Source organism: Pseudomonas jilinensis (genome assembly GCF_003586265.1).
In the GTDB taxonomy this organism is placed as follows: domain Bacteria; phylum Pseudomonadota; class Gammaproteobacteria; order Pseudomonadales; family Pseudomonadaceae; genus Halopseudomonas; species Halopseudomonas phragmitis.
This window is the reverse complement of the sequence record NZ_QJSA01000010.1, coordinates 1-21,661: the sequence shown is the minus strand read 5'-3', so window position 1 is coordinate 21,661 and position 21,661 is coordinate 1. Positions and strand designations below refer to the sequence as shown.

General features: G+C 62.5%; 15 protein-coding genes. 7 read left to right on the top strand and 8 right to left on the bottom strand.

Annotation, left to right across the window (positions count from 1 at the left end; all coding sequences use genetic code 11):
- Nucleotides 1-48: 48 nt before the first annotated feature.
- The 6 genes from C2846_RS11715 to C2846_RS11690 all read left to right on the top strand — a co-directional run bounded on the left by C2846_RS11715 (nt 49) and on the right by C2846_RS11690 (nt 8,388).
- Entirely contained in the window at nt 49-2,331 is a 2,283-nt protein-coding gene (locus tag C2846_RS11715) for a putative bifunctional diguanylate cyclase/phosphodiesterase (protein WP_119701517.1), read from the top strand.
- Nucleotides 2,332-2,533: 202 nt separating this feature from the next.
- Nucleotides 2,534-3,052, top strand: coding sequence for an ATP-dependent zinc protease family protein (locus C2846_RS11710; RefSeq protein ID WP_080049077.1), 519 nt, complete (start codon nt 2,534-2,536; stop codon nt 3,050-3,052).
- A gap of 205 nt (nt 3,053-3,257) precedes the next feature.
- Nucleotides 3,258-4,343 carry a pyruvate dehydrogenase (acetyl-transferring) E1 component subunit alpha gene (gene pdhA / locus C2846_RS11705; protein WP_119701516.1) on the top strand — a complete coding sequence of 362 codons (1,086 nt, stop codon included), beginning with the start codon at nt 3,258-3,260 and terminating at the stop codon, nt 4,341-4,343.
- Complete coding sequence (locus tag C2846_RS11700; protein ID WP_119701515.1) at nt 4,340-5,335, top strand: alpha-ketoacid dehydrogenase subunit beta; 996 nt, start codon at nt 4,340-4,342, stop codon at nt 5,333-5,335. The genes pdhA and C2846_RS11700 overlap by 4 nt, the downstream gene beginning before the upstream one ends.
- Nucleotides 5,332-6,441 carry a dihydrolipoamide acetyltransferase family protein gene (locus tag C2846_RS11695; RefSeq protein WP_080049080.1) on the top strand — a complete coding sequence of 370 codons (1,110 nt, stop codon included), beginning with the start codon at nt 5,332-5,334 and terminating at the stop codon, nt 6,439-6,441. The genes C2846_RS11700 and C2846_RS11695 overlap by 4 nt, the downstream gene beginning before the upstream one ends.
- A 114-nt stretch (nt 6,442-6,555) precedes the next feature.
- The gene (locus C2846_RS11690; protein WP_165443814.1) at nt 6,556-8,388 is read left to right on the top strand and encodes a putative bifunctional diguanylate cyclase/phosphodiesterase; all 1,833 of its coding nucleotides are present in this window, start codon (nt 6,556-6,558) and stop codon (nt 8,386-8,388) included.
- On the opposite strand, the gene C2846_RS11685 is transcribed toward C2846_RS11690, so the two are convergent.
- The 5 genes from C2846_RS11685 to trhP all read right to left on the bottom strand — a co-directional run bounded on the left by C2846_RS11685 (nt 8,366) and on the right by trhP (nt 14,517).
- Nucleotides 8,366-9,535 carry a GGDEF domain-containing protein gene (locus tag C2846_RS11685; RefSeq protein ID WP_080049082.1) on the bottom strand — a complete coding sequence of 390 codons (1,170 nt, stop codon included), beginning with the start codon at nt 9,533-9,535 and terminating at the stop codon, nt 8,366-8,368. The genes C2846_RS11690 and C2846_RS11685 overlap by 23 nt on opposite strands.
- A gap of 106 nt (nt 9,536-9,641) precedes the next feature.
- Nucleotides 9,642-10,700 carry an FAD:protein FMN transferase gene (locus tag C2846_RS11680; protein ID WP_205890199.1) on the bottom strand — a complete coding sequence of 353 codons (1,059 nt, stop codon included), beginning with the start codon at nt 10,698-10,700 and terminating at the stop codon, nt 9,642-9,644.
- A gap of 13 nt (nt 10,701-10,713) precedes the next feature.
- Nucleotides 10,714-11,511: an undecaprenyl-diphosphate phosphatase gene (locus tag C2846_RS11675; RefSeq protein WP_080049083.1), complete on the bottom strand. Its 798-nt coding sequence runs from the start codon at nt 11,509-11,511 to the stop codon at nt 10,714-10,716.
- Between the two features lie 107 nt (nt 11,512-11,618).
- Nucleotides 11,619-12,974, bottom strand: a complete 1,356-nt coding sequence (mgtE, locus tag C2846_RS11670; protein ID WP_080049084.1) for a magnesium transporter — start codon at nt 12,972-12,974, stop codon at nt 11,619-11,621.
- A gap of 259 nt (nt 12,975-13,233) precedes the next feature.
- A complete protein-coding gene (trhP, locus tag C2846_RS11665) occupies nt 13,234-14,517 on the bottom strand; it encodes a prephenate-dependent tRNA uridine(34) hydroxylase TrhP (RefSeq protein WP_080051634.1) in 1,284 nt (427 codons plus the stop codon).
- A gap of 195 nt (nt 14,518-14,712) precedes the next feature.
- Here trhP and C2846_RS11660 point away from each other — a divergent pair, with 195 nt between their 5' ends.
- Nucleotides 14,713-15,732, top strand: a complete 1,020-nt coding sequence (locus tag C2846_RS11660) for a cyclase family protein (RefSeq protein WP_080049085.1) — start codon at nt 14,713-14,715, stop codon at nt 15,730-15,732.
- Here C2846_RS11660 and C2846_RS19165 read toward each other — a convergent pair.
- From C2846_RS19165 to C2846_RS11645, 3 genes are all read right to left on the bottom strand, one after another.
- A complete protein-coding gene (locus C2846_RS19165; protein WP_420849049.1) occupies nt 15,665-16,375 on the bottom strand; it encodes a methyl-accepting chemotaxis protein in 711 nt (236 codons plus the stop codon). The genes C2846_RS11660 and C2846_RS19165 overlap by 68 nt on opposite strands.
- A gap of 1,678 nt (nt 16,376-18,053) precedes the next feature.
- Complete coding sequence (locus C2846_RS11650; RefSeq protein WP_080049087.1) at nt 18,054-20,000, bottom strand: TRAP transporter permease; 1,947 nt, start codon at nt 19,998-20,000, stop codon at nt 18,054-18,056.
- A gap of 66 nt (nt 20,001-20,066) precedes the next feature.
- Nucleotides 20,067-21,224 carry a TAXI family TRAP transporter solute-binding subunit gene (locus C2846_RS11645; protein ID WP_080049088.1) on the bottom strand — a complete coding sequence of 386 codons (1,158 nt, stop codon included), beginning with the start codon at nt 21,222-21,224 and terminating at the stop codon, nt 20,067-20,069.
- Between the last annotated feature and the right edge of the window lie 437 nt (nt 21,225-21,661).

The following is a 21,661-nucleotide window of genomic DNA, read 5'->3' as shown; positions in this document are numbered from 1 at the left end:
GGCCAGCTGCTATAGTAAATCAACGACCGTACAGGAAGCCTCGGCTACATGACTTCATCGCGCAGCGCCTGGCATATTACCCTGATCTATCTGGTCGTTTCCGTGTTGTGGATTCTGTTTAGCGATCAGGCTCTGGTGCTGCTCGGCCTGGACGAACAGGCTCAGCGGCGCCTGCAAACCTACAAGGGGCTGATGTTCGTCGGCGTCACCGCGACGCTGATTTTCTTCGTCGTGCGTGGTCATCTGCGGCGCCTGCAGCAGCAGGGTCGTGCTCTGCGGCGTAGCGAAGAGCGTTTCGACCTGGCGCTCAGCGGCGCCAACGATGGGGTCTGGGACTGGGACTTCGAGGCCGGGCGAGGGTTCTTCTCCAGCCGCTGCAAGGCTATTGTCGGCTATCCTGCCGATGCCGAGCTGGACGTGCGCCAGATCTGGATCCAGCGCCTGCATCCCAGTGACCGTGATGCTGCTGTGCAGGTCCTGCGAGCGCACCTGCTGGGTGACATACCCCGTTACAATCACACCCATCGCATTCGTCATACCGAAGGTCACTTCATCTGGATCCAGGCCAGCGGTCGGGTGATCAGGGATGAGCAGGGCCAACCGCAGCGCATTGTCGGCATCGTGCGCGACGTCACCGAGCTTAAGAGCAATGAAGAGCGCCTGCGCCAGGCCGCGGTAGTGTTTGACAGTACCAAGGAAGGAGTGGTGATCACCGATGCCCGCAACCGCATTCTTAACGTCAACCAGGCCTTTTGCCGGATCACCGGCTACAGCCGCGAACAGGTGCTGGGGCAGAATCCGGGGTTTCTCAAGTCAGGCCGGCATAATCATGGCTTCTACCGGGAGCTGTGGGCCAAGTTACAAGCAACCGGCAGCTGGCAGGGTGAAATCTGGAACCGGCGCAAGGACAGCGAGATCTATCCCCAGTGGCAGACCATCAACGCCGTCTATGACAGCGACGGTCGGCTGACCCACTACGTTGCAGTGTTTACCGATCTTAGTCAGCTCAAGCGTTCGCAGCAGGAAGTCGATTTTCTCGCCCACCATGACCCGCTGACCCGGCTGCCCAACCGCCTGCTGATCATGGAGCGGCTGAACAATGCCGTGTTGCGGGCGCGTCGGCACAGCCACCGGCTGGGTCTGATCTCGATCGACCTGGATCGGTTCAAGAACGTCAACGACAGTCTTGGCCACAGCGCCGGTGATGAACTGCTGCGCATCGCCGCTGAGCGCATGACCGGAGTTTGTCGCGAAGAGGACACCCTGGCCCGCCTTGGCGGTGACGAGTTCGTCCTGCTGGTCGACCAGCTGGACCAGGTCGAAGACCTGGCCTTGATCGCCGGTCGCATTCAGCAGGCGTTCGCCCAGCCCTTCGAGATCGATGGCCAGCGTATTCATCTGACCGTCAGCCTAGGACTGAGTGTCTTCCCCGATGACTGCCAGGACGCTGGCGACCTGCTCAAGAATGCCGATACCGCTGTCAGTCAGGCCAAGAACAGCGGGCGCAACAGTTACGCCTTCTATACTCAGGCTCTGACCGAGCAGGCTCGCCGCCAGCTGGCGCTGGAATCGAATCTGCATCAGGCTCTGGCCCAGCAACAGTTGCAGGTCTATTACCAGCCCCTGATTGCACTGCATAGCGGGCGGCTAAGTGGCTTTGAGGCGCTGGTGCGCTGGCAGCATCCGGAGCTGGGCATGGTCGCCCCCGATGAGTTCTTGCCCGTCGCCCAGCGTGCCGGACTTATGGGCCTGATCGATGAATATGTACTCAGCCAGGCCTGCCGGCAAATGCGCACCTGGCTGGATGCCGGCTACCAACTGGACACCATGGCGGTCAACATGTCCGGCTACTGGCTAGAACGTGGTCAGGTACTGGGCAGTGTCGAACAGGCCCTGCACGAGGCCGGCCTGGCGGCCGATTACCTGGAGCTTGAAGTGACTGAAAGCGAAATCATGCAGCATGGCGAACAGTGTATTGAGCTGCTCGATGCATTGCGCCAGCGCGGCGTGCGGCTGTCGATCGACGACTTCGGTACCGGTTATTCCTCACTACTGCGGCTCAAGCGCCTACCGGTCAACAAGCTCAAGATCGACCGTGGCTTCATCGTCGACTTGCCCGGCGACAGCAACGACAGCGCCATCGCCCGCGCCATCATCGCCCTGGCCCAAAGCCTGCAACTGCAGGTCACCGCCGAAGGCATCGAAACCGAAGCCCAGCAAACACTACTGCGCGAACTGGGCTGCGACATCGGCCAAGGCTACTTCTTCAGCCGGCCCCTGCCGGCCCAGCAACTGCAAGGACTGTTGCAGGGGACGCGTATCGAGGCCTAAGCCCACTGGTCAGTTCACACCCCGAAACCCGGGCCCTTGCTCGGCTTTTTTGATAGTGTGCGCACCGGCCTGTATGGCCGTCGTTTTCAATTCAAATTGTTTTAATAAACCTCTCCTATTCTCTATCCCGAGTATAAAAACTGGGAACTGATATCCCGGTTTGGGGTTCCTATGGGGGAATGTTCTGAAAAATGAGGTAGCTATGTCTTTGAAATTGCTCACTCTTTTTTCCGGTTTGGTGTTGCTTTCGCTGACAGCAGGGGCGAATGAGCGGACCGTGTACGGACTCAGTGAAACCGCTCTGATCAAGGATCTGGAGTTGGAAGTGCCGGCCAAGCTGGACACCGGGGCAGTGACTTCGTCACTGAGTGCGCAGAATGTCGAGATGTTCAAGCGTGACGGCCAGGACTGGGTGCGTTTCGAGCTGGCGGTCGAAGGTGCGCAGGAAGGCAAGACGCTGGTCAAGCCGGTGGTGCGGGTCAGTCAGATCAAGCGCCGGGCCGATGATATTCCCGATGAAGACAGCAAGACCTATACCGTTCGACCGGTGATCGAAATGGCTGTGTGCATGGGCGACAGCCTGCAGCATATTGAGGTGAATCTGGCCGACCGTACCGGGTTTGAGTACCCGTTTCTGATGGGCGCTACCGCGTTGCGCGAGTTCAATGCGCTGGTGGCACCGGATTTGAGTTATCAGGCAGGTAGTCCCAACTGCGCCTGAGAGCCATCCGGCTACCTCTCCAATCCTGACCTATACTTGCCATGACGGGCGCGGTGGCCGCAAGAGTGCTGCTGCGCCTGTTGTCATTGCCTCTACCCGGGCGATGGCTGGGGGCCGGCCACAAGCTGGCTGACATGCACGGTCCGGCTTACCAGCCGACCCGCGATGCACCGGTACCCGTGTGGCGCCGGTAGGAGGGTTGTCGATGCCTCTGTCGGTTCAGATTCCTTTCACCCGTTTCCTCGATGACCAGGGGCGTGCCCTGGATACCTTGCCGGCCTGGGCCAGCGATGCCGAACTGCTGCGTGGTTTTTATCGGCACATGGTGCTGGTGCGGGCCTTTGACCAGAAATGCATTGCTTTGCAGCGTACCGGCCAGATCGGTACCTATGCTTCGACCCTGGGTCAGGAGGCCGTTGGTACGGCGCTAGGCCAGGCGATGAGCCGTGAGGATGTGCTGGTGCCCTATTACCGTGACACCGCCATTCAGTTGCTGCGCGGTGTCGCCATGCACGAGATCCTGCTGTATTGGGGCGGCGATGAGCGTGGCAGCGCCTGGACTGATCCGGCCTGCGCCGAGGATTTTCCGATTTGTGTGCCGATTGCCACCCAGGCCTGCCATGCCTGCGGGGTGGCGGCGGCGTTTCGTACCCGGCAACAACACCGGGTTGCGGTTACTACCTGTGGCGATGGCGCCACCAGCAAGGGGGACTTTTTGGAAAGCCTGAACCTGGCCGGTGTCTGGCAGTTGCCGGTGGTGTTCGTGGTCAACAACAACCAGTGGGCGATTTCGGTGCCGCGCAGCCTGCAGAGTGCTGCGCCGACGCTGGCGCACAAGGCGCTGGCGGCCGGGATTCCCGGTGAGCAGGTCGATGGCAACGATGTGCTGGCGGTCTATGACCGGGTTCAGGCGGCGATTGAGCGGGCTCGGGCCGGCAAGGGCGCGAGTCTGGTCGAATGCGTGACCTATCGGCTGGGTGACCATACCACCGCCGATGATGCCAGCCGCTATCGCAGTGACGAGGCGCTCAAGGAGGCCTGGCAGCATGAGCCGATCGGCCGTTTTCAGCGCTTTCTGCATGCCCGTGGCGAGTGGGACGAGTCCCGCGAGCAGGCCTTGCAGGCTCAGGTCGGGGAGTTGATCGCGGCGGCGGTGGAAACCTATAAGGCGGTGCCGCCCGCGGCGCCGACGGCGGCGTTCGATCATCTGTATGCGCGCTTGCCGGCGTTCTATCAGGCCCAGCGAGAGCAGTTGGCGGCCCGTATCGAGGCCCTGGGAGGTGAGTCATGACCGAGACTGGCAAGCTGACCATGGTCGAGGCGATCAACCTGGCTTTGCACCGGGCCATGGCCGACGATCCCGATGTGGTGGTGCTGGGTGAGGATATCGGCATCAATGGCGGGGTGTTCCGGGCTACGGTGGGGTTGCATGAGCGCTTTGGCTTTCGCCGGGTGATGGACACCCCGCTGGCGGAAACCCTGATCACCGGCATCAGCATCGGCATGGCGGCTCAGGGGCTGAAACCGGTGGCCGAGATCCAGTTCATGGGCTTTATCTATGCTGGCATGGAACAGTTGGTGTCCCACGCCAGCCGGCTACGCAGCCGTACCTGCGGTCGATTGAGTTGCCCGATGGTGCTGCGCACTCCGCATGGTGCCGGCATCCACGCGCCGGAACATCACGGTGAAAGCACCGAGGCGATGCTGGCGCATGTGCCCGGTTTGCGGGTGGTCATTCCGTCATCGCCCAGGCGCGCTTACGGCCTGCTGCTGGCGGCAATTGCCGATCCTGATCCGGTGATTTTTCTTGAACCCTCGCGGCTTTATCGTTCGGTCCAGCAGGTGGTCGAGGACGATGGTCAGGCCCTGCCGCTGGACACCTGCTTCACCCTGCGCGAAGGGGCGGATCTGACGCTGGTGAGCTGGGGCGCGGCGCTGAAAGAAACCCTGGAAGCCGCCGCGCGGCTGGCCGAGGAGGGTATCGACTGCGAGGTAATCGATGTTGCCACGCTCAAGCCGCTGGATGCCGATACCTTGGTGGCTTCGGTCAGCAAGACCGGGCGCTGCGTGGTGGTGCATGAGGCGGCGGCCTCCTTTGGTCCGGGGGCCGAGATAGTCACGCTGCTGCAGGAGCGCGCCTTCTATGAACTGCAGGCGCCGGTGCACCGGGTAACCGGCTATGACTGCGTGATTCCCTATGCCCGGCGGGAAATGGCCTGGCTGCCGGATGTGGAGAGCATCTGCCGGGCGGCCCATGAGGTAATGCAAGGAGGTGAGGCATGAAAACCTTCCGGCTGCCCGATCTGGGCGAAGGCTTGCAGGAGGCGGAAATCGTCGAGTGGCACGTCAAGGCGGGTGATAGCGTGGCGGTCGATCAGTTGCTGGTGTCGGTGGAAACCGCCAAGGCGATTGTCGAGGTGCCCTCGCCGCAGGCCGGGGTGATTAGCCGCTGTTATGGCGAGCCGGGTGATCTGCTGCACGTTGGCGAGCCATTGGTGACGTTCGAAGGGGTAGGGGATGACAGCGGTACTGTGGTCGGCAAGCTGGGCCCGGCCAGTGGTGACAGTGACCTGGCCAGTGATGACTTTCATATCGGCGCCGCCCCCAGCACCCGCGAGTTTCAGCCTGCCAGGGCGGCCCCGGCGGTACGTCGGCTAGCGCAGGAGCTGAAGGTCGAACTCAGTGCGCTCAGCGGCAGTGGCGCGGGTGGGCTGGTGACCGAGCAGGATGTGCGCCAGGCTGCCGGCAAGGGGGCGGGCGAGGCGCTGCGCAGTGTGCGCCGGACCATGGCTAAGAACATGTCGCGCGCGCATGCCGAGGTGGTGCCGGTAATGATTGTCGAGGATGCCGATCTGCATCGGTGGCCGGGTGGTGCACGCGATCCGATGCTGCGTCTGGCGCGGGCGATTGCCCATGCCTGCACTCAGGAGCCGGCGCTCAATGCCGCTTTCGATGGTCGGCGGTTGACGCTGGAGCGCCACGCCCAGGTTGATCTGGGCGTGGCGGTGGATACTCCGGATGGGCTGTTTGTGCCGGTATTGCGTGATGTTGCCCGGCGCAACCCGGACGATCTGCGCGAGGGTCTGGCGCGGCTGCGCCGGGACGTTGCCAACCGCTCGATTCCGCCCCAGGAGCTGATGGGCGCGACTATCACCCTGTCCAATTTCGGCACCCTGTTTGGTCGCTACGCCAACCCGATCGTCGTGCCGCCGCAGGTGGCGATCATTGGCGCCGGGGTGATTCGCGATGCGGTGGTGGCCTGGCAGGGGCAGCCAACGGTGCACCCGCTGTTGCCGTTGTCGCTGACCTTCGACCATCGGGCGGTGACCGGCGGCGAGGCGGCGCGCTTTCTCAAGGCACTGGTGGCGGACCTGGAAAAGCCGGACTGAGCCTGGCTGGTTGGCCCGTAACGGATGGGGTTGTCGGGGTAACTTGATCGGGATCAAAACCCGCTCTCTCGGCTACCCCTACACTGGCAGCCTTATGCCATGATGGAGCCAGCCATGCCGGGCTTACAAAGGATGCCATTGCGCTACAAGTTCTGGGCGGTCAACGCACTGGCACTGCTGTGCGTGCTGATTCTGGTGCTGGTGGCCATGACGCTGGAGCAGCGCAGCGTCAATCAGGCCCGTCAGGAACAGGCCCGGGATCTGTTGCGCATCTGGCATGGCGCTGATCCCGGCGAATTGTCCGGTCCTTTGCAGCCGCTGGTGATTGAGCCCGATGAACAGGATCCGCAACTGCGCCATCTGGCGCAAAGTGCCAACAGCGAGCCGCGCTGGGTGCCTGTTAGCGGCTTGGTGTTGTGGGGTGAAGAGCAACTGATCGGGGCCTGGACTTTGTACCAGCCGGGTGCCCAGGTCCTGGCAGTGCAGGTTCGGGGCAAGAGCTTTCAGCAGATCTTCATCCAGCGTGCCGGGCTATACGCCCTGGCGGTATTTCTGTTGATGCTGGCAGTACTGGCCGGCTCGCAGTTGCTGATTCGCTTCATCGAAGGTCATCAGCGCCAACTGCGGCGCATGGCCCACTATGATGGGCTGACCGGACTGCCCAACCGGGTGCTGGCGATGAACCGCCTGCAGCATGCGCTGGAGCGGATCAAACGCCGCGGTGGACATCTGGCGGTGGTGTTTATCGATCTGGACCGGTTCAAAACCATCAATGACAGCTACGGTCACGGCTTTGGCGATGCGGTGCTGCAGGCGGTGGCCGAGCGCCTGCAGTCACGTTGCCGTGAAGAAGACACCCTGTCACGCCTTGGCGGTGACGAGTTCCTGCTGATTCTCGAGTCGTTGTCGTCACCCTGGCAGGCCAGCCAGGTGGCGCGCGACCTGTTGAGTCTACTTGAGCGCCCGTTGCTGCTGGCCGATGAGCGCGAAGTGTATGTCAGTGCCAGCCTGGGCATTGCTTTGTTTCCCGGTGACGGGCTGGATGCCACCGAACTGGTGCGCAATGCCGATGCGGCAATGTTCCGGGCCAAGTCCCGGGGGCGCAATACCTACAGTCACTATCTGCCATGCCTGACCGAGCAGGCGCGCGAGCGTTTCGAGCTGGAGCGAGCGTTGCGCACGGCGCTGGCCAACGGCGAGCTGAGTCTCAACTACCAGCCGTTAGTTAGTCTGGAGCACGGCCAGGGGCTGGGCGCTGAGGTCCTGTTGAGCTGGCATAGCCCCAGCCATGGCCAGGTGCCGCCCGCGCGCTTCATTCCCCTGGCCGAAGACAGTGGCCTGATCGTCCCCATCGGCAGTTGGGTGCTTAATCAGGCCTGTCAGCAGGCCCAGCAGTGGCGCAGCCAGGGGCTGGAGCTGGAGACGCTGGCAGTCAACCTGTCGCCAGTGCAGTTTCTGCATCAGGATATCGTTGCGCTGGTCGGTGCGGCACTGGAAAGCAGCGGTTTGCCCGCGCAGCATCTGGAGCTGGAGATCACCGAGGGAGCGCTGATGCACCACAGTGCTCAGGCCGAGCAGACCCTCAAGGCGCTCAAGGCGCTGGGGGTAAGGGTTGCCCTGGATGACTTTGGCACCGGTTACTCGTCACTGGCCTATCTACGGCGCTTCCCGCTGGACAAGTTGAAGATCGACAAGAGCTTTCTCGCTGAGGTACCGGCCAATCAGGGCGACTGCCAGTTGGTGCACACCATCATTGAACTGGCCCACAACCTGGGGCTGCGGGTGCTGGCCGAAGGCATTGAGCGCAGCGAGCAGTGGCACTGGCTGCAAACGCAGCACTGCGAACTGGGCCAGGGGTTTCTGTTTGCCAGGCCGATGCCGGCAGAGGCCTTCGCCAACTGGTGGGCGGCCCAACCGCTGTCGGCTACGCCACAGCCGGTGAGCTGAGAGCGCACAGGCGATTGCGCCCGGCGGCCTTGGCCCGATACATGCGCTGGTCGGCCAGTTCCAGCAGATCCCGGCGACTCTGGAGCTGGTCGTAGCGGTATTCGGCCAACCCGATGCTGGCGGTCAGCGGCTGACCATCGGGGCGAAAGCCCAGGCCATTGGCTTGTACCCGCTCCAGAGCCTTGCGGGCCTGGGTCATGTCAGTGTCGGGCATGATCAGCAGAAACTCCTCGCCACCCCAGCGCACCAGGCTGTCGGTGCTGCGGACGCTGAGCTGGAGCTGCCGGGTGGCGTTGATCAGGGCTTGGTCGCCGGCTTCGTGGCCGTGCTGGTCGTTCAGCGCCTTGAAGTGATCAAGGTCGATAAAGGCCACCGCCAGGGCGCTGTTGTTACGCTGGGCCGCGTCCCAGTGCAGGCTGAGAATTTCCTCGCCGCTGCCGCGGGAAAATACCCCGGTCAACGGATCGCGGATCGCCTGACGTACCAGCGCAATCATGAACGCCAACTGGCTGATTCCGGCCAGGCTGGTGACCCCGCCAATCAGCATCAGCAGCCAGAAGGCACCAGCGAACGACGGCCAGTTCAGGGTGGTCCAGCTCAGGTAGCCGGCAAAGGCCTGGGCCAGCAGCAGTACCAGCGCCATGACCAGATTTTCCGCCAGAGTCAGGGGAAATACCGCCAGCCCGGCCATCAGCACGAAGGGCAGAAAGGCATAGCCAGCACCGACGGCTGCGGAGAAACTGCTGAGCTGATAGGCCCCGAGCAAGGTGTGCGAAGCGATATAGAACAGGGTAGGGATAGCGAACAGGATTGCCAGTGCCCGATAGGCGTTGAACAGACTGCCATTGGGCTTGTACAGCCACAGCAGAGCAAAGAAGGCCAGGCACACCAGACCGCGCAGGGCTGCCAGTTTCAGCCACAGGGTTAGCGGAAACACCATAAGATCAATCACGCTCCACAGGGGCGTCAGCACGGCAAACAACAGGGCGAACAGTCGCACTCGGCTGACGATCAGGGTGGCACGGCGCTGGCTCAGCAGCAGGGGTTGGCCCAGAGGTGACAGTAGTTGGGGTAGAAGTTGGGGCGGCAGTTCGGTGGACAGCAGATTGCCCAGGCGCTGCCAAAGCTGTTCGCGACGTACGATCATTGTTATGGGCTTCCCATGCCGCAAATAGTGGCTTGATGCCATATTCAAGCACGGGCGGATTGAGCAAACCTTGATCAGGATCATGGTCAAGGCTGGGAGTGCGCGATTACGAGCTGAGCGGTTTAAGCGTCTCGCTGTCGAACTGCTCGTCCAGTGCCGGCGACGACCAACTGCTCCAGCGGCCGTCAGGCTCGCGGCTCAACAGCAGTACCATAAGGTTCTGCTGGCGGGCCAACTCCTGGGCCTGCTCCGGGCCGACCACCATCAGTGCGGTGGCCCAGGCGTCGGCGAGCATGTTCGAGGGATGCAGTACGGTGACCGAGGCCAGTCGATGCTGCATCGGCTGGCCGCTACGCGGATCAATGGTGTGCGAGTAGCGCTGGCCATCATCCTCAAAGAAGTTGCGGTAGTCGCCAGAGGTGGCCACCGACAGGTCATGAATCGGCAGGATATGCCGGGCCACCTGAGTTTGGCTGCTGTCCGGCAACTCGACCCCAATGCGCCAGGGCTGGCCGGGTCTGCGCTCACCCAGGCCAACCAGGTCACCACCGATATTGACCAGATGGTTATCCTGTCCCTGGGCCAGCAGCCAGGCCGAGACCCGGTCAACGCCATAGCCCTTGGCGATGCCGGACAGGTCAACGAAATGATCGCTCAGGCGCCGGGCCCGGTGCTGCTGCTGATCCAACTGCAGATGGGTGTGGCCGCTCTGGGCCAGGCGGGCGGCCAGCTCATCGGGTTCGGGAATCCGAGAGGGGCGGGCCTCAGGACCAAAACTCCAGAGATTGACCAACGCTCCGACGGTGATGTCGAAGGCTCCGTCACTGGCCTCGGCCACCTGTTGCGCGGCGCTCAGGACCGTCATCAGCTCGGCGGACAGTTCCAGCCATTGACCGACCGGCTGGCGGTTCAGGCGCATCAGCTCGGAGTCATCGCGATAGGTCGACATGCTGGCATCCACGGCCTCCAGCTCGGCCTCTATCCCTTCACGCAGGCGGGCCAGTTCGTCCTTGCCGAGCGAGCCGGGCAGGCTGATCTGGTAAAAGGTGCCAAAGATCTGGCCATCCAGATGCTGGATTTCTGGTTCCCGTGGCTGGCAGGCTGCCAGCAACAGGGCCAGGGTCAGCAGCAGGAAGGGGCGCATGCTTGTGGACAGGGCAGTCATCACTGGGCTCCGATCAAAGGAAAATCCACAACAGGAACAGGCCCAGTACCACGCGGTAGATCACGAACGGCTGCATGCCGATCCGCTTGATAAAGGCCAGGAAGTAATGGATGCACAGATAGGCGCTGACGCCTGAGAGCAGGATGCCGGCTAGCATGAAGGTCCAGTTCACCGGCTCGCCCGATTGGATCAGGTCTTTGCCTTCCAGGCCGCAGGCCAGCACGATCACCGGGATCGACAGCAGGAATGAAAAGCGCGCGGCCGCCTCGCGGCTCAAGCCCAGCATCAGTGCGGCGGTCATGGTGATGCCCGAGCGTGAGGTGCCTGGGAACAGGGCGATAGCCTGGGCGATACCGATCAACAGCACGTCTTTCCAACGCATCTCGCTGACTTCGCGCTCACCCTTGTGGCGCCAATCGGCCCAGCCCAGCAGCAGGCCGAAGCCGATCAGGCCAACCGCAATCCAGACCGGTGAGCGCAATACGGTTTCAATGGTGCCCTTGAATGCCAATCCGGCCAGCCCGACCGGGATGGTGCCAAGGATCACCGCCCAGGCCAGCCGGGCGTCGGCGTCCAGTTGCCGGGTCGTCAGCGAGCGCACCCAGCTCTGGGTCATGTTGATCAGGTCGGCCCGGAAGTAGATCAGCACGGCGGCCAGACTGCCCAGGTGCAGGGCCACATCGAAGGCCAGGCCCTGGTCGGGCCAGTCGGTCAGTACCGGGACCAGAATCAGGTGCGCCGAACTGGAAATCGGCAGAAACTCGGTGAGGCCCTGGACAATCGCCAGGATGATGACTTGCAGCCAATCCATCAGAAAAATTCCGTTACTCAATTAAAGCAGGGCGTAAGTAGAACATGCCCGGTCCGGGAGCGCGAGTCCTGGACCGGGGTTCGTTCAGCACGGATTCAGCCTTGGCCTCAGCTCGGGCTGGGCAGGCCGAGAATGGCGGTGGCGATACCGAAGTACACCAGTACCCCACTGGCGTCGGCAATGGTGGTTACCAGGGGTGCCGAGGCGGTGGCCGGGTCAAGGTTCAGGCGGTTGAGCAAGAACGGCAGGCTCATGCCAATCAGGCTGCCGATCATAACGATCACCAGCATGCTCAGCGCTACGACCAAAGCGATATCGGGGCCGCCTCGCAGCCAGCCGAGACTGGCGATCGCCAGCCCCATGGTCAGCCCCAGAGCCCCGGCTACCAGCAACTCCTTGCCAAGCAGCCAGCCCCAATCGCGGAAGCGCACATCGCCAACGGCCAGACCGCGCACCATCAGGGTGGCGGCCTGGGCACCAGCATTACCACCGCTGCCCATCAGCAGGGGAAAGAAGAATACCAACACGATATAGGCTGAGATGGTGTCTTCAAAATAAGCGATACCGGCGCCGGAGAAAATGTTGGCGAAAGCCAACAGCACCAGCCAGCCGACCCGCTTGCGGTACAGGGTCAGCAGGCTGGCGCTGCGCAGGCCGCCTTCCAGCTTGCCGATGGTTGCGCCTTTATGCATGTCTTCGGTGGCTTCGGCTTCGGCCACGTCCATCGCATCGTCATAGGTGACAATACCCACCAGCCGGTCGCCACCGTTGGTGATCGGCAGGGCCAGAATGTCGTAGCGGGCGATCAGTTTGGCCACTTCTTCCTGCGGGGTATCGACGCTGGCTGATACTACCTCATGGGTCATCAGCGCCTCGATCCGGCTGTGTGGCGGCGCCAGAATCAACTCGCGCAGCGACAGGGTGCCGGCGATGCGCTGCTGCTCGTCAAGTACGTAGATCTGGTAGATGGTCTCGGCATCCGGCGCGGTCAGGCGGATCTGATCCAGCGCTTCGCGGGCGGTCAGATCGGCCGGCACCACCACGTAGTCGCTGGTCATGATCGCCCCGGCGGTGCCTTCGGCATAGCTGGCCAGGCGCCGCAGCTCTTCGCGCTCCTCCTTGGCCATGCCACGCAGGATGGCGTCCTGGCGAGCCGGGTGCAGCAGGTTGAACAGGTCGGCGCCTTCGTCGGCATTCATACGAGCAAGCAGCTGGCCAAGGCGCAAGTCGTCGAGATCTTTGGCTATTTCGAGCTGTTCGCTGGGCTCGAGATAGCCAAAGACATCGGCGCGCGCATCGATGGGCAGATAGTTGAGCAGTTGCAGGCTGGTGGCAGGCTGCTCGGTGCGGACAAATTCGGCAATGTCGGCGGTGGGCAGCTCGCTGAGCAGCAGACGGATGGCGTCGTGGTCCTGACGCTCCATGGCGGAGCGCAGGGATGCAGCAAGAGTTTCGTAGCTCATGGGTAACTCCTTGTAGCGCGTGCCGGCCAGTGCACGCAGGAGTTACCGGGGGATTACCGGCAGCAGGCTCCAGACGCGAACAGGCAGGCCGCGCGAACGCTGTGGTTCGGGGTACTGTGTTCAGTTGTCAAGCATCTACTGGGAAGGTCCATAATGGCCTCATGATTTCGCCGGCAAATTGCGGCGCGTGGAAGTTAAAGGATCGGTACCTATTGGTCAAGTCATGACCTGAAAAGTTCATCAGGCCGACAGCTTCTGTTCAGGCTGCCGGCAAATAGCGCAGCAGCAGAGCAAAGGCCGGATCCAGCTGAGGCGGGCAGGGGATCTGCACCTCATGACCATTGCCCGGCGCTACCTCGATGGCCTGGCCTTGGGTGTTGCGCAGTGCCTCCAGAGTAAAGCTGAGATTGCCCGATGGGGTCATCAGCTCCAGTTGGTCGCCCAACTGGAAGCGGTTCTTGACCGCCACGTGCAGCCAGTCGCCATCGCGTCGCAGGGCCTCGCCGACAAACTGGTGGCGGGTCATGCGCGAGGCGCCATGCTCATAGTTTTGGTATACCCCCGGTGGATGACGACGGTAGAAACCTTCGGTGTAACCCCGGTTGGACAGGCTCTCCAGATCATCCATCAGCGCCAGGTCGAAGGGTTTGCCGGCCACCGCATCGTCGATCGCCTTGCGATAGGCCTGTACGGTGCGGGCAACATAGAAATGGGTCTTGGTCCGGCCCTCGATCTTCAGCGAGTCGATACCCATCTCGACAAACCGCTGCACATGCTGCACGGCGCGCAGGTCCTTGGAGTTCATGATGTAGGTGCCGTGCTCATCCTCTTCGATGGCCATCGGCTCATCCGGCTTGCCGGTCTGGGTGATGATGTGGGCGCCGCCCGCTGGCTGGTAATTGCCCTCGGCGGTTTCCTCGGCCGGCTGGACCTCGTACTGCCAGCGGCAGGCATTGGTGCAGGCGCCCTGGTTGGCGTCGCGGTGATTGAAGTAGCCGGACAGCAGGCAACGCCCGGAGTAGGCGATACACAGCGCGCCGTGAACGAACACCTCCAGCCCGACATCCGGGCATTTTTCACGGATCTCGGCCACTTCTTCCAGTGACAGCTCGCGTGACAGGATTACCCGCTCGATGCCCTGATCCTGCCAGAACTTCACCGTGGCCCAGTTCACGGCATTGGCCTGCACCGACAGGTGAACCGGCAGTTCGGGCCAGCGCTCGCGCACCAGCATGATCAGCCCGGGGTCGGACATGATCAGCGCATCCGGGCCCATCGCTACCACTGGTTCCAGGTCCCGCAGATAGGTGGCTACCTTGCTGTTGTGCGCAGCGATGTTGCTGGCCAGGTAGAAACGCTTGCCCAGTGCCTGGGCTTCGCCAATCGCCGCAGCCATCACCTCGGGGTCGTGAAAGTCGTTCTCGCGCACGCGCAGGCTGTAACGTGGCTGACCGGCGTAGACCGCATCGGCGCCGTAGGCGAAGGCATAGCGCATGGCCTGCAGGGTGCCGGCCGGGGCCAGCAGTTCGGGGGTCTGGGGCATGGTGAGAATTCCTGTGTTCAAGACAAGATTGCGGCGCAGCATAGCCAGGCGTGCGGTACCCGGCATTGACCGAGATCATCGCTGCGGCCTATGGCCTGGCAACAGCCGGGCTAATGGGCATGACCGGAAGGGGAGCAACATGGCATCGTGGGACTACAAGAAAGCGCGTTATCAACAAGAACAAGGAGGCATCCGATGCGCTGGAAACACCGTCCAGAAGGCTCGAACTGGGGTGAGTTTGGCCCCGATGACGAACTCGGCCGGCTCAACCTGCTGACCCCGGACAAGGTCTTGCAGGGTGTGGCCGAGGTGCGCGAAGGGCGCAGCTTCTGCCTGAGCCTGCCGCTCGACTATCCCGGCGGCAACGCGCTCAACCGCCTGCGTCATCCACCCCGGCGCTTTACCTCTGGGCGTGGCGACAAGCTCAATTACAACTTCGAATTGCAGCGCATCAACCCGGCGTTCACCGATGTGGTCAGCGATGATGCGGTGCTGCTGTATACCCAGTATTCAACCCAGTGGGATGCGCTGTCGCATGTCGGTGCGCTGTTCGATGCCGACGGTGATGGTGTGGCCGAGCCGCTGTATTACAACGGCTGGCGCGCCGGCGAGCATATTCGTGGGCCGGCCGGGCATGAGGATGCGCTGGAAGGGGTGAATGCCGAGCGTCTCGGCATCGAGAAAATGGCCGAAACCGCGGTCAGTGGCCGGGCGTTGCTGATCGATCTGCAGAAGCACTGTGGCCACGAGCGGGTACTGGTCGATCATGCCCGCCTGCAGCAAATCATGCTGGCCGATGGCGTAGTGGTTGAGCCGGGCGATATGGTTTGCCTGTATACCGGCTTTGCCGATGTGGTACTGGGCATGGGCAGGCAGCCGGACGCCAAGACCCTGGAAAACAGCTGCGCGGTGCTCGATGGCCGCGATCCAGCGCTGTTGCAGTGGATCAGCGACAGCGGTCTGAGTGTGCTGATTGCCGACAACTACGCGGTCGAGGCCTACCCGGCGCGCGATGGCGGCAGTTGCTGCGCAGCCTTGCCACTGCATGAGCACTGCCTGTTCAAGCTGGGTATCCATCTGGGCGAGCTGTGGTATCTGACCGAGCTGGCGCATTACCTGCGCCAGTCCGGCCGTTATCGTTTCCTGCTCAGCGCACCGCCACTGCGCTTGCCCGGCGCGGTTGGCTCGCCGGTGTCGCCAGTGGCGCTGGTCTGAGCCGCCGGGCGGTTTGGTCGTCACTGACCTGGAAACTGTCGGACAACTGATTCAGGCGCTCGGCGGTTTCCCGGACCTGGGCTGAGCTGCTGCGCAGTGTGCGGATTACCCGGGCCATCGAGCTGCTGGTCTGGGCGACCCGGTCGGCCTGGCGACCGTGCTCCTTGCTGTGACTGTCCATCAGGGCGATCACCTCGAACAGCTCCTCGACGTTGCGATAGAGCAGGTCGTTGTCATCCGAGGCGGTGCTGGCCTCCTGCAGTTGCAGATCGACATCGGCCACGCCCTGTTCCATCAGATTGACCGCCTCGCGGGTGGCTTCGTGGATGGCGTTGATGCCCTGGCTGATTTCCGCAGCCGCATGGGCGGTGCGGGCCGCCAGGGCTCGCACCTCGTCGGCGACCACGGCAAACCCCCGGCCATGCTCACCGGCCCGGGCGGCCTCGATCGCGGCATTGAGGGCCAGCAGGTTGGTCTGGCTGGTGATATCGGTGATCAGCGAAACCCGGCCGGCGATGTCGGCCGAGCGCTGGTCCAGCACCTGCACGCTGTTGGCCGAGGTTGCGACGATATCGCGGATCTTGCGGGTACCACTGCTCAGAGTGTCGAGGCGCTGGCGCGCCGAGTCGACCACGCTGGCCATGTTGGCTTTCATCTGCGCGGCGGTTTGCGAGGCGTCGTCGAGCGTCTGCAACTGGGTTTCGATCATCCGCAACATCTGCTGGATATCGCCGGTGACGGTCTCGGCGGTAGTGCTGGCCTGCTCATTGCGCGCGAGCATCTGTTCGCTGTTGCGCAGGGCATGGCGGCTGGCGCGCTTGACCCGACCGACGATGGTGTCGAGGTTGTCGATGAAGCTGTTGACCCAGCGTCCCAGTTCACCGGTTTCGTCCGCTACCAGACGGCTGGTGTCCATACGCTGGCTGAGGTTGCCTTCGCCCTCGGCAATGGTGCGGATGATTTCGGTCATCCGGCCCATGCGTCGGGCCAGCCGGCGGGTGCCACGCTGCCAGAACCAGAGCGCTGAGGCGCCCATCGCCAGCGCATTGCCGGCTATGGCGAGCAGTGGCCCGGCACCAACCAGGGCCAGTGCAGCCTGAGTGCCGGCGAGCAGCAGCAGAATCAGCAGGAACTGACGCATCAGGGTGTAGCTGAGCGAGCGGTAGCGATACACCTCTTGCAGGTCGGCCTCGCACATCATGCCCCAGCGATCGGGCGAGCCCGGCAGGCTGAAGGTCACCCCCTTGCCGATCACCGGAATATGCCGGTAGTCGGAGTAACCGGGGTAGGTAACGAACAGGTTGCTGCCGTTGCGGATGGTTTCCCGCACTCCGGGGTGCAACTGGCCGGTGGCCGGATCGGTGAAGCGAATCTCGAACTCGGTATGTGCGTTGACCCGTACCGTACCCCAGGCGGTGCGGATACCGTCCTTGAGGTTGTCGCCGTGACTGAAGGTGCTGTCTTCAAAGCGCGAGCGCGACAGTGCCCGGCCTGGCTCAATGCCAGGGTCGAAGCGCGACTCGACCATGAAGATGTAGTTGTCGCCGGATTCGGGATAAATGTGTCCGGCTTCGCGCTGGATCAGATCGCCGAGCACGTCGTTGGGCACCCGGGCGCAAAGGCAGCCGCCCTGGGGCAACGGCAGAAAGAACATCAGGGTCACGGCATCATGAAAGCTGGAGCTGGATGGCCCCAGCGTCAGGGTCCGTGGGTCGATATACGGGCCGTGCAGCAGGCGCTGACGCAACCCGGTCTGTACCGCATGTGGATCCAGCGCAGCCGGTAGGTCGTTGGCGCTGCTGTAGAGCGCCTGGCCCTGGGCGTCGAGTACGAACAGTTCGTTGGCATCCGGCAGTTTTTCGCTCAACTGGCGCAGTTGCTGGGTGTCGATCTGTTCGGGCTCGGCCAGCAGGGCTTCGGCAATGCCTTGCAGCCCCGACCACTGGTTTTCACACCATTGCTGCAGCAGTCGGACCCGAGTGCTGGCAATGCTTTCGAAGATCTCTTCGAGCTGGGCATAACGGTTGTTGTTGAGGCGGCAGGCCCAGCCCATGGCCAGTTTGCCGCTGCTGCCGGTCCAGGGCAGCCAGTGGCGTTCGGCTGCACTCAGGCTCATTGAATGGCTACGTAAAGACATCAGGTACCCCCATACCCTTTTCTTGAACCGGTCACCAAGCAATAAGCGCACCAAAATGGCACGTAATGGCTAGATGACCTTATTGGCAGGGAGCTGATGAATTAGAGGTTTTTTACAGGGCGCGCAGATTTGGTGCGGAAGAAAAGAAACAGGGCGCATTGCGCCCTGTTTTAGTGCGTGCATGTTAAGCGGCGGGCCTTAACGTTCGATGCGCCAGGGTCAGCAGCACCGCCCCGGCAATGGTGGCGAATGACAGAATGAACAACTGCATTTCGCTCAAGGCCAGGAACGGGTTGTGCGGCATTGCCAGCAGCAGCCCGCCGCAGATGAACAGCAGGCGTAACGGCCAGTGCAGCAGCCCGCGCTGACTCAGGTCGCCAAGCCATGGCAGGTAACCCTGCAGGCCGCCGGCGACCAACAAAATACCGCCCACCGCGCAACTGATCGCCAGCAGAATATCGCTGCCATCACCCTGCAGCAGCAGCGCTGGCTCCAGCACGAAGAAGAACGGGATGAAGTAGATGATGCTGCCCATCTGCATCGACACGAAACTGGTCTTCATCGGGCTGGAGCCAGCCACCGAGGCAGCAGCAAAGGCACCGATCGCCACCGGCGGGGTGATGAAGCTGAGCATGCCCCAGTAGAGGATGAACATGTGCACCGCCATCGGGTTCATGCCGCCGTTGATCAGCGCCGGTGCCAGGGCAATGGCCAGGAAGATGTAGGCTGCGGTGACCGGCATGCCGATGCCTAGGATGAAGCTGGTCAGCGCGCCCATCAGCAGCAGCACGAACATGTCGCCGCCGGCGATGAACAGCAGGTCGTTGGCGATGGTGCCGGACATCCCCGACACCGCCAGCGCGCCCATGATCAGGCCGACCCCGGCCATCAGCCCGGTCAGCTCGGCAAACAGCGCACCGCAGGACTCGGCAAAGTCCTTGAAGTCCTTCCAGCGCCAGCGGCTGTGTTTGCGCAACTGGTTGATCACGATCAGCAGCGCGGTGGCGTAGAAGGGCGCAATCGCTTCCTGCTTCATGAACAGCAGCATCCAGATCAGGAAGGCGAATACGAAAATGTAGTGCCAGCCCTCCTTGAGGGTGTCGCGCACGCGCGGCAGGTCGATGGCCGGCAGGCCCTTGAGCTTGTTGCGCGCCGAGTAGAAATCGATCTGTACGAACAGGCCGAAGAAATACAGCGCCGAAGGAATCGCCGCGGCCAGGGCGATTTCACCGTAGGGAATGTCGAGGAAGGTCGCCATAACGAACGCGGTGGCGCCCATTACCGGTGGCATCAGTACCCCGCCGGTCGAGGCGCAGGTTTCCACCCCGGCGGCATAGGGCTTGGAGAAGCCGACCTTGCGCATCGCCGGAATCGACAGCGGGCCGGTGGTCAGTACGTTGGTCACCACGCTACCTGACATCGAGCCCATCAGGCCGCTGGAGAAAATCGAAACCTTGGCCGGACCGCCACGGACCTTGCCGAGCAGGGCAAAGGCCAGATCGATGAAGAACTTGCCACCGCCGGTGCGCTGCAGAGCGATGCCGAACAGCAAAAAGCCGATCACCAGATTGGCGAACGCCTGCGAGGGAATGCCGAGCAGACTTTCATCGCTGTTGGTGTGGTAGATCGCCACCAGATCGATTGGGGTCGAGATCCCGGCGAAGCTGTCCGGCAGCTTGCCGGCGAAGATCGGGAAAACCGAAGCCAGAAACACCACCACGAAGATCGGCCAGCCGCCGCAGCGGCGGGTGGCTTCCAGGGCCAGAGCCCACAGCACCAGGCTGACATAGACCACATACTGCGGCGCCGCGTATTCCCAGCCCTCATCGACTGACACCGCCTGATTGGCGATGAAGAAAATGCAGCACAGGCCGCTGGCCAGTGCCATCACCCAATCGTACCAGGGCACCGACTTGATCCGCCGGCCACGCCCGGCCGGGATGGCGATGTAAACCATCGGCAGCATCATTGCCAGCAGGCCGTAGATGTATTCGCCGGTCAGCATGGTGTAACCGGTCAGCGCGCCGAAGTTGAAGATATGGTAGATCGCCAATGCTGCGGTCAATACCGCAACGATGCGCAGCAACAGTCCGGTCAAGGGGTTGCGCAGGGCTTCTTGTTGTTCTGACATGGATACCGCCTCATGATCATGACAAAGGGCGTGGTCGTTAAACCCCGCCCCGTTAACGGGGTTGCCTTAGCGGCGGAAACCGGGATCAAAGCCGGCTTCGGTCAGGGCCTTGGCCCGACGCTGCATCCAGCTCATCTGGAAGTTCTCGGTCTCGCCAGCGGCCAACTGCTCCTGCCAGGCGGCCATCAGTATTTCCTGGCGGCGCAGCAGCGACTGGTTGTGAGCTTCGTATTCGTCGCTCCAGACCCCGGCTTCACGGAAGTAGCGCACCGCGCCTTCGTGGTAGGGCATTACCCAGTCGAACACCTGACGGTCCAGCGCCCAGCCTTCGGCCCCCGGCGCCAGATCCTTGAAGTGGTCGTAGTGTTGATCGATAAACTTGGTCAGCGCGTAGATTTCGTTGGCGTTGCGGCTGGCGTTGGTCACCAGGATCGGCAGCGCGTAACCGCCACCATGCCAGGGGTTGGCCTCGGACACACCGGCGCCACGGGTCTCGATCTGGGGGGTGTAGTAAGGAATCACCTGCTGCGCCCGAGCCCAGGCAGCCTTGTCGGTCTCGGTTTCGTTGGGCATGTGCAGCCAGCTGATGCCACGCGGACTGGCGGCGATGCGCTCCATCAGCGGGGTGCGGGTAGACATCGGCATAACGTCGGCGTGGCCGTTGATCAGCATCTCGATCGCCTCGTTGGTCCCGGCCGCATCAACCCGGCGCACGTCCTGCCAGCTCAGGCCGGCATAGGCGAGGATGGCGCTGGTGATCATGTTGATCGAGTCAGCACCGCGAATGAAGATGATGCGCTGGTTACGCAGCTCGGAAGGCAAGGTCAGGCCGGTATCGGCTGCGGCAGCCAGGCCAAAACTCTGGGTACCCTGGGACGCCAGCACCATGCGGATCGGCTGCGGGCCCCAGTCGGGTTTGTTGAACAGGAAGATGCCTTCCTGGCCGAAATAGCTGGCGATGCCGCACAGACAGTAATCGGCTCGACCGGTTTTCAGCGGGATCATCCGTGACACATCGTTGCGACCGGGGAGAATGCGGATATTGCTGCCGACCTCGTGCTTGAGCATGCCACCGAGAGCGGCAGCCTGGGCGTAACCGGCAGCGCCGGTGCCATAGGCGGTCCAGACCATGACGCGGGGCAGATCGGAATGCTCCGAAGCCGCCGCCGGTAAACCGAGCGTCAGAGCCAGTGCGCCGACAAAACTACGTAGGCGTGTGCGCATAGTGTGCCTTTCTTATGATTGGTTTCGCTGTGCGAAACACAATTAGTGTCATGTTTCGCTTGTCAGAATAACATTTTACTCAGCATGAGACACATTGCAAAAGGCATTGCGTAAGGAAAGGTTAATTCAGCTTAGTACAGGATCGGCTGGGTTTGAGGGCTAATGCGTAAGATCGAACCGCTCCTGCTTGCCACTGCCTGGGGCTGGTGCGCCTGGATTGCCACGGGCCTGCGGCCCTCGCAATGACGGTTGAGGTGGGTGCGTACTTCGTGCTTTCGCAGTGGCGGTTGAGGGGGGCGTACTTCGTGCGTTTCGCAGTGGCGGTTGAGGGTGAGGCGTACTCCGCGTGCTTCGCAATGGCAGTTGTGTGGGTGAGGCGTACTTCGTACGTTTCACCACGACGATTGCGGGCCACCGCACCCACTGTGCCCGTAATC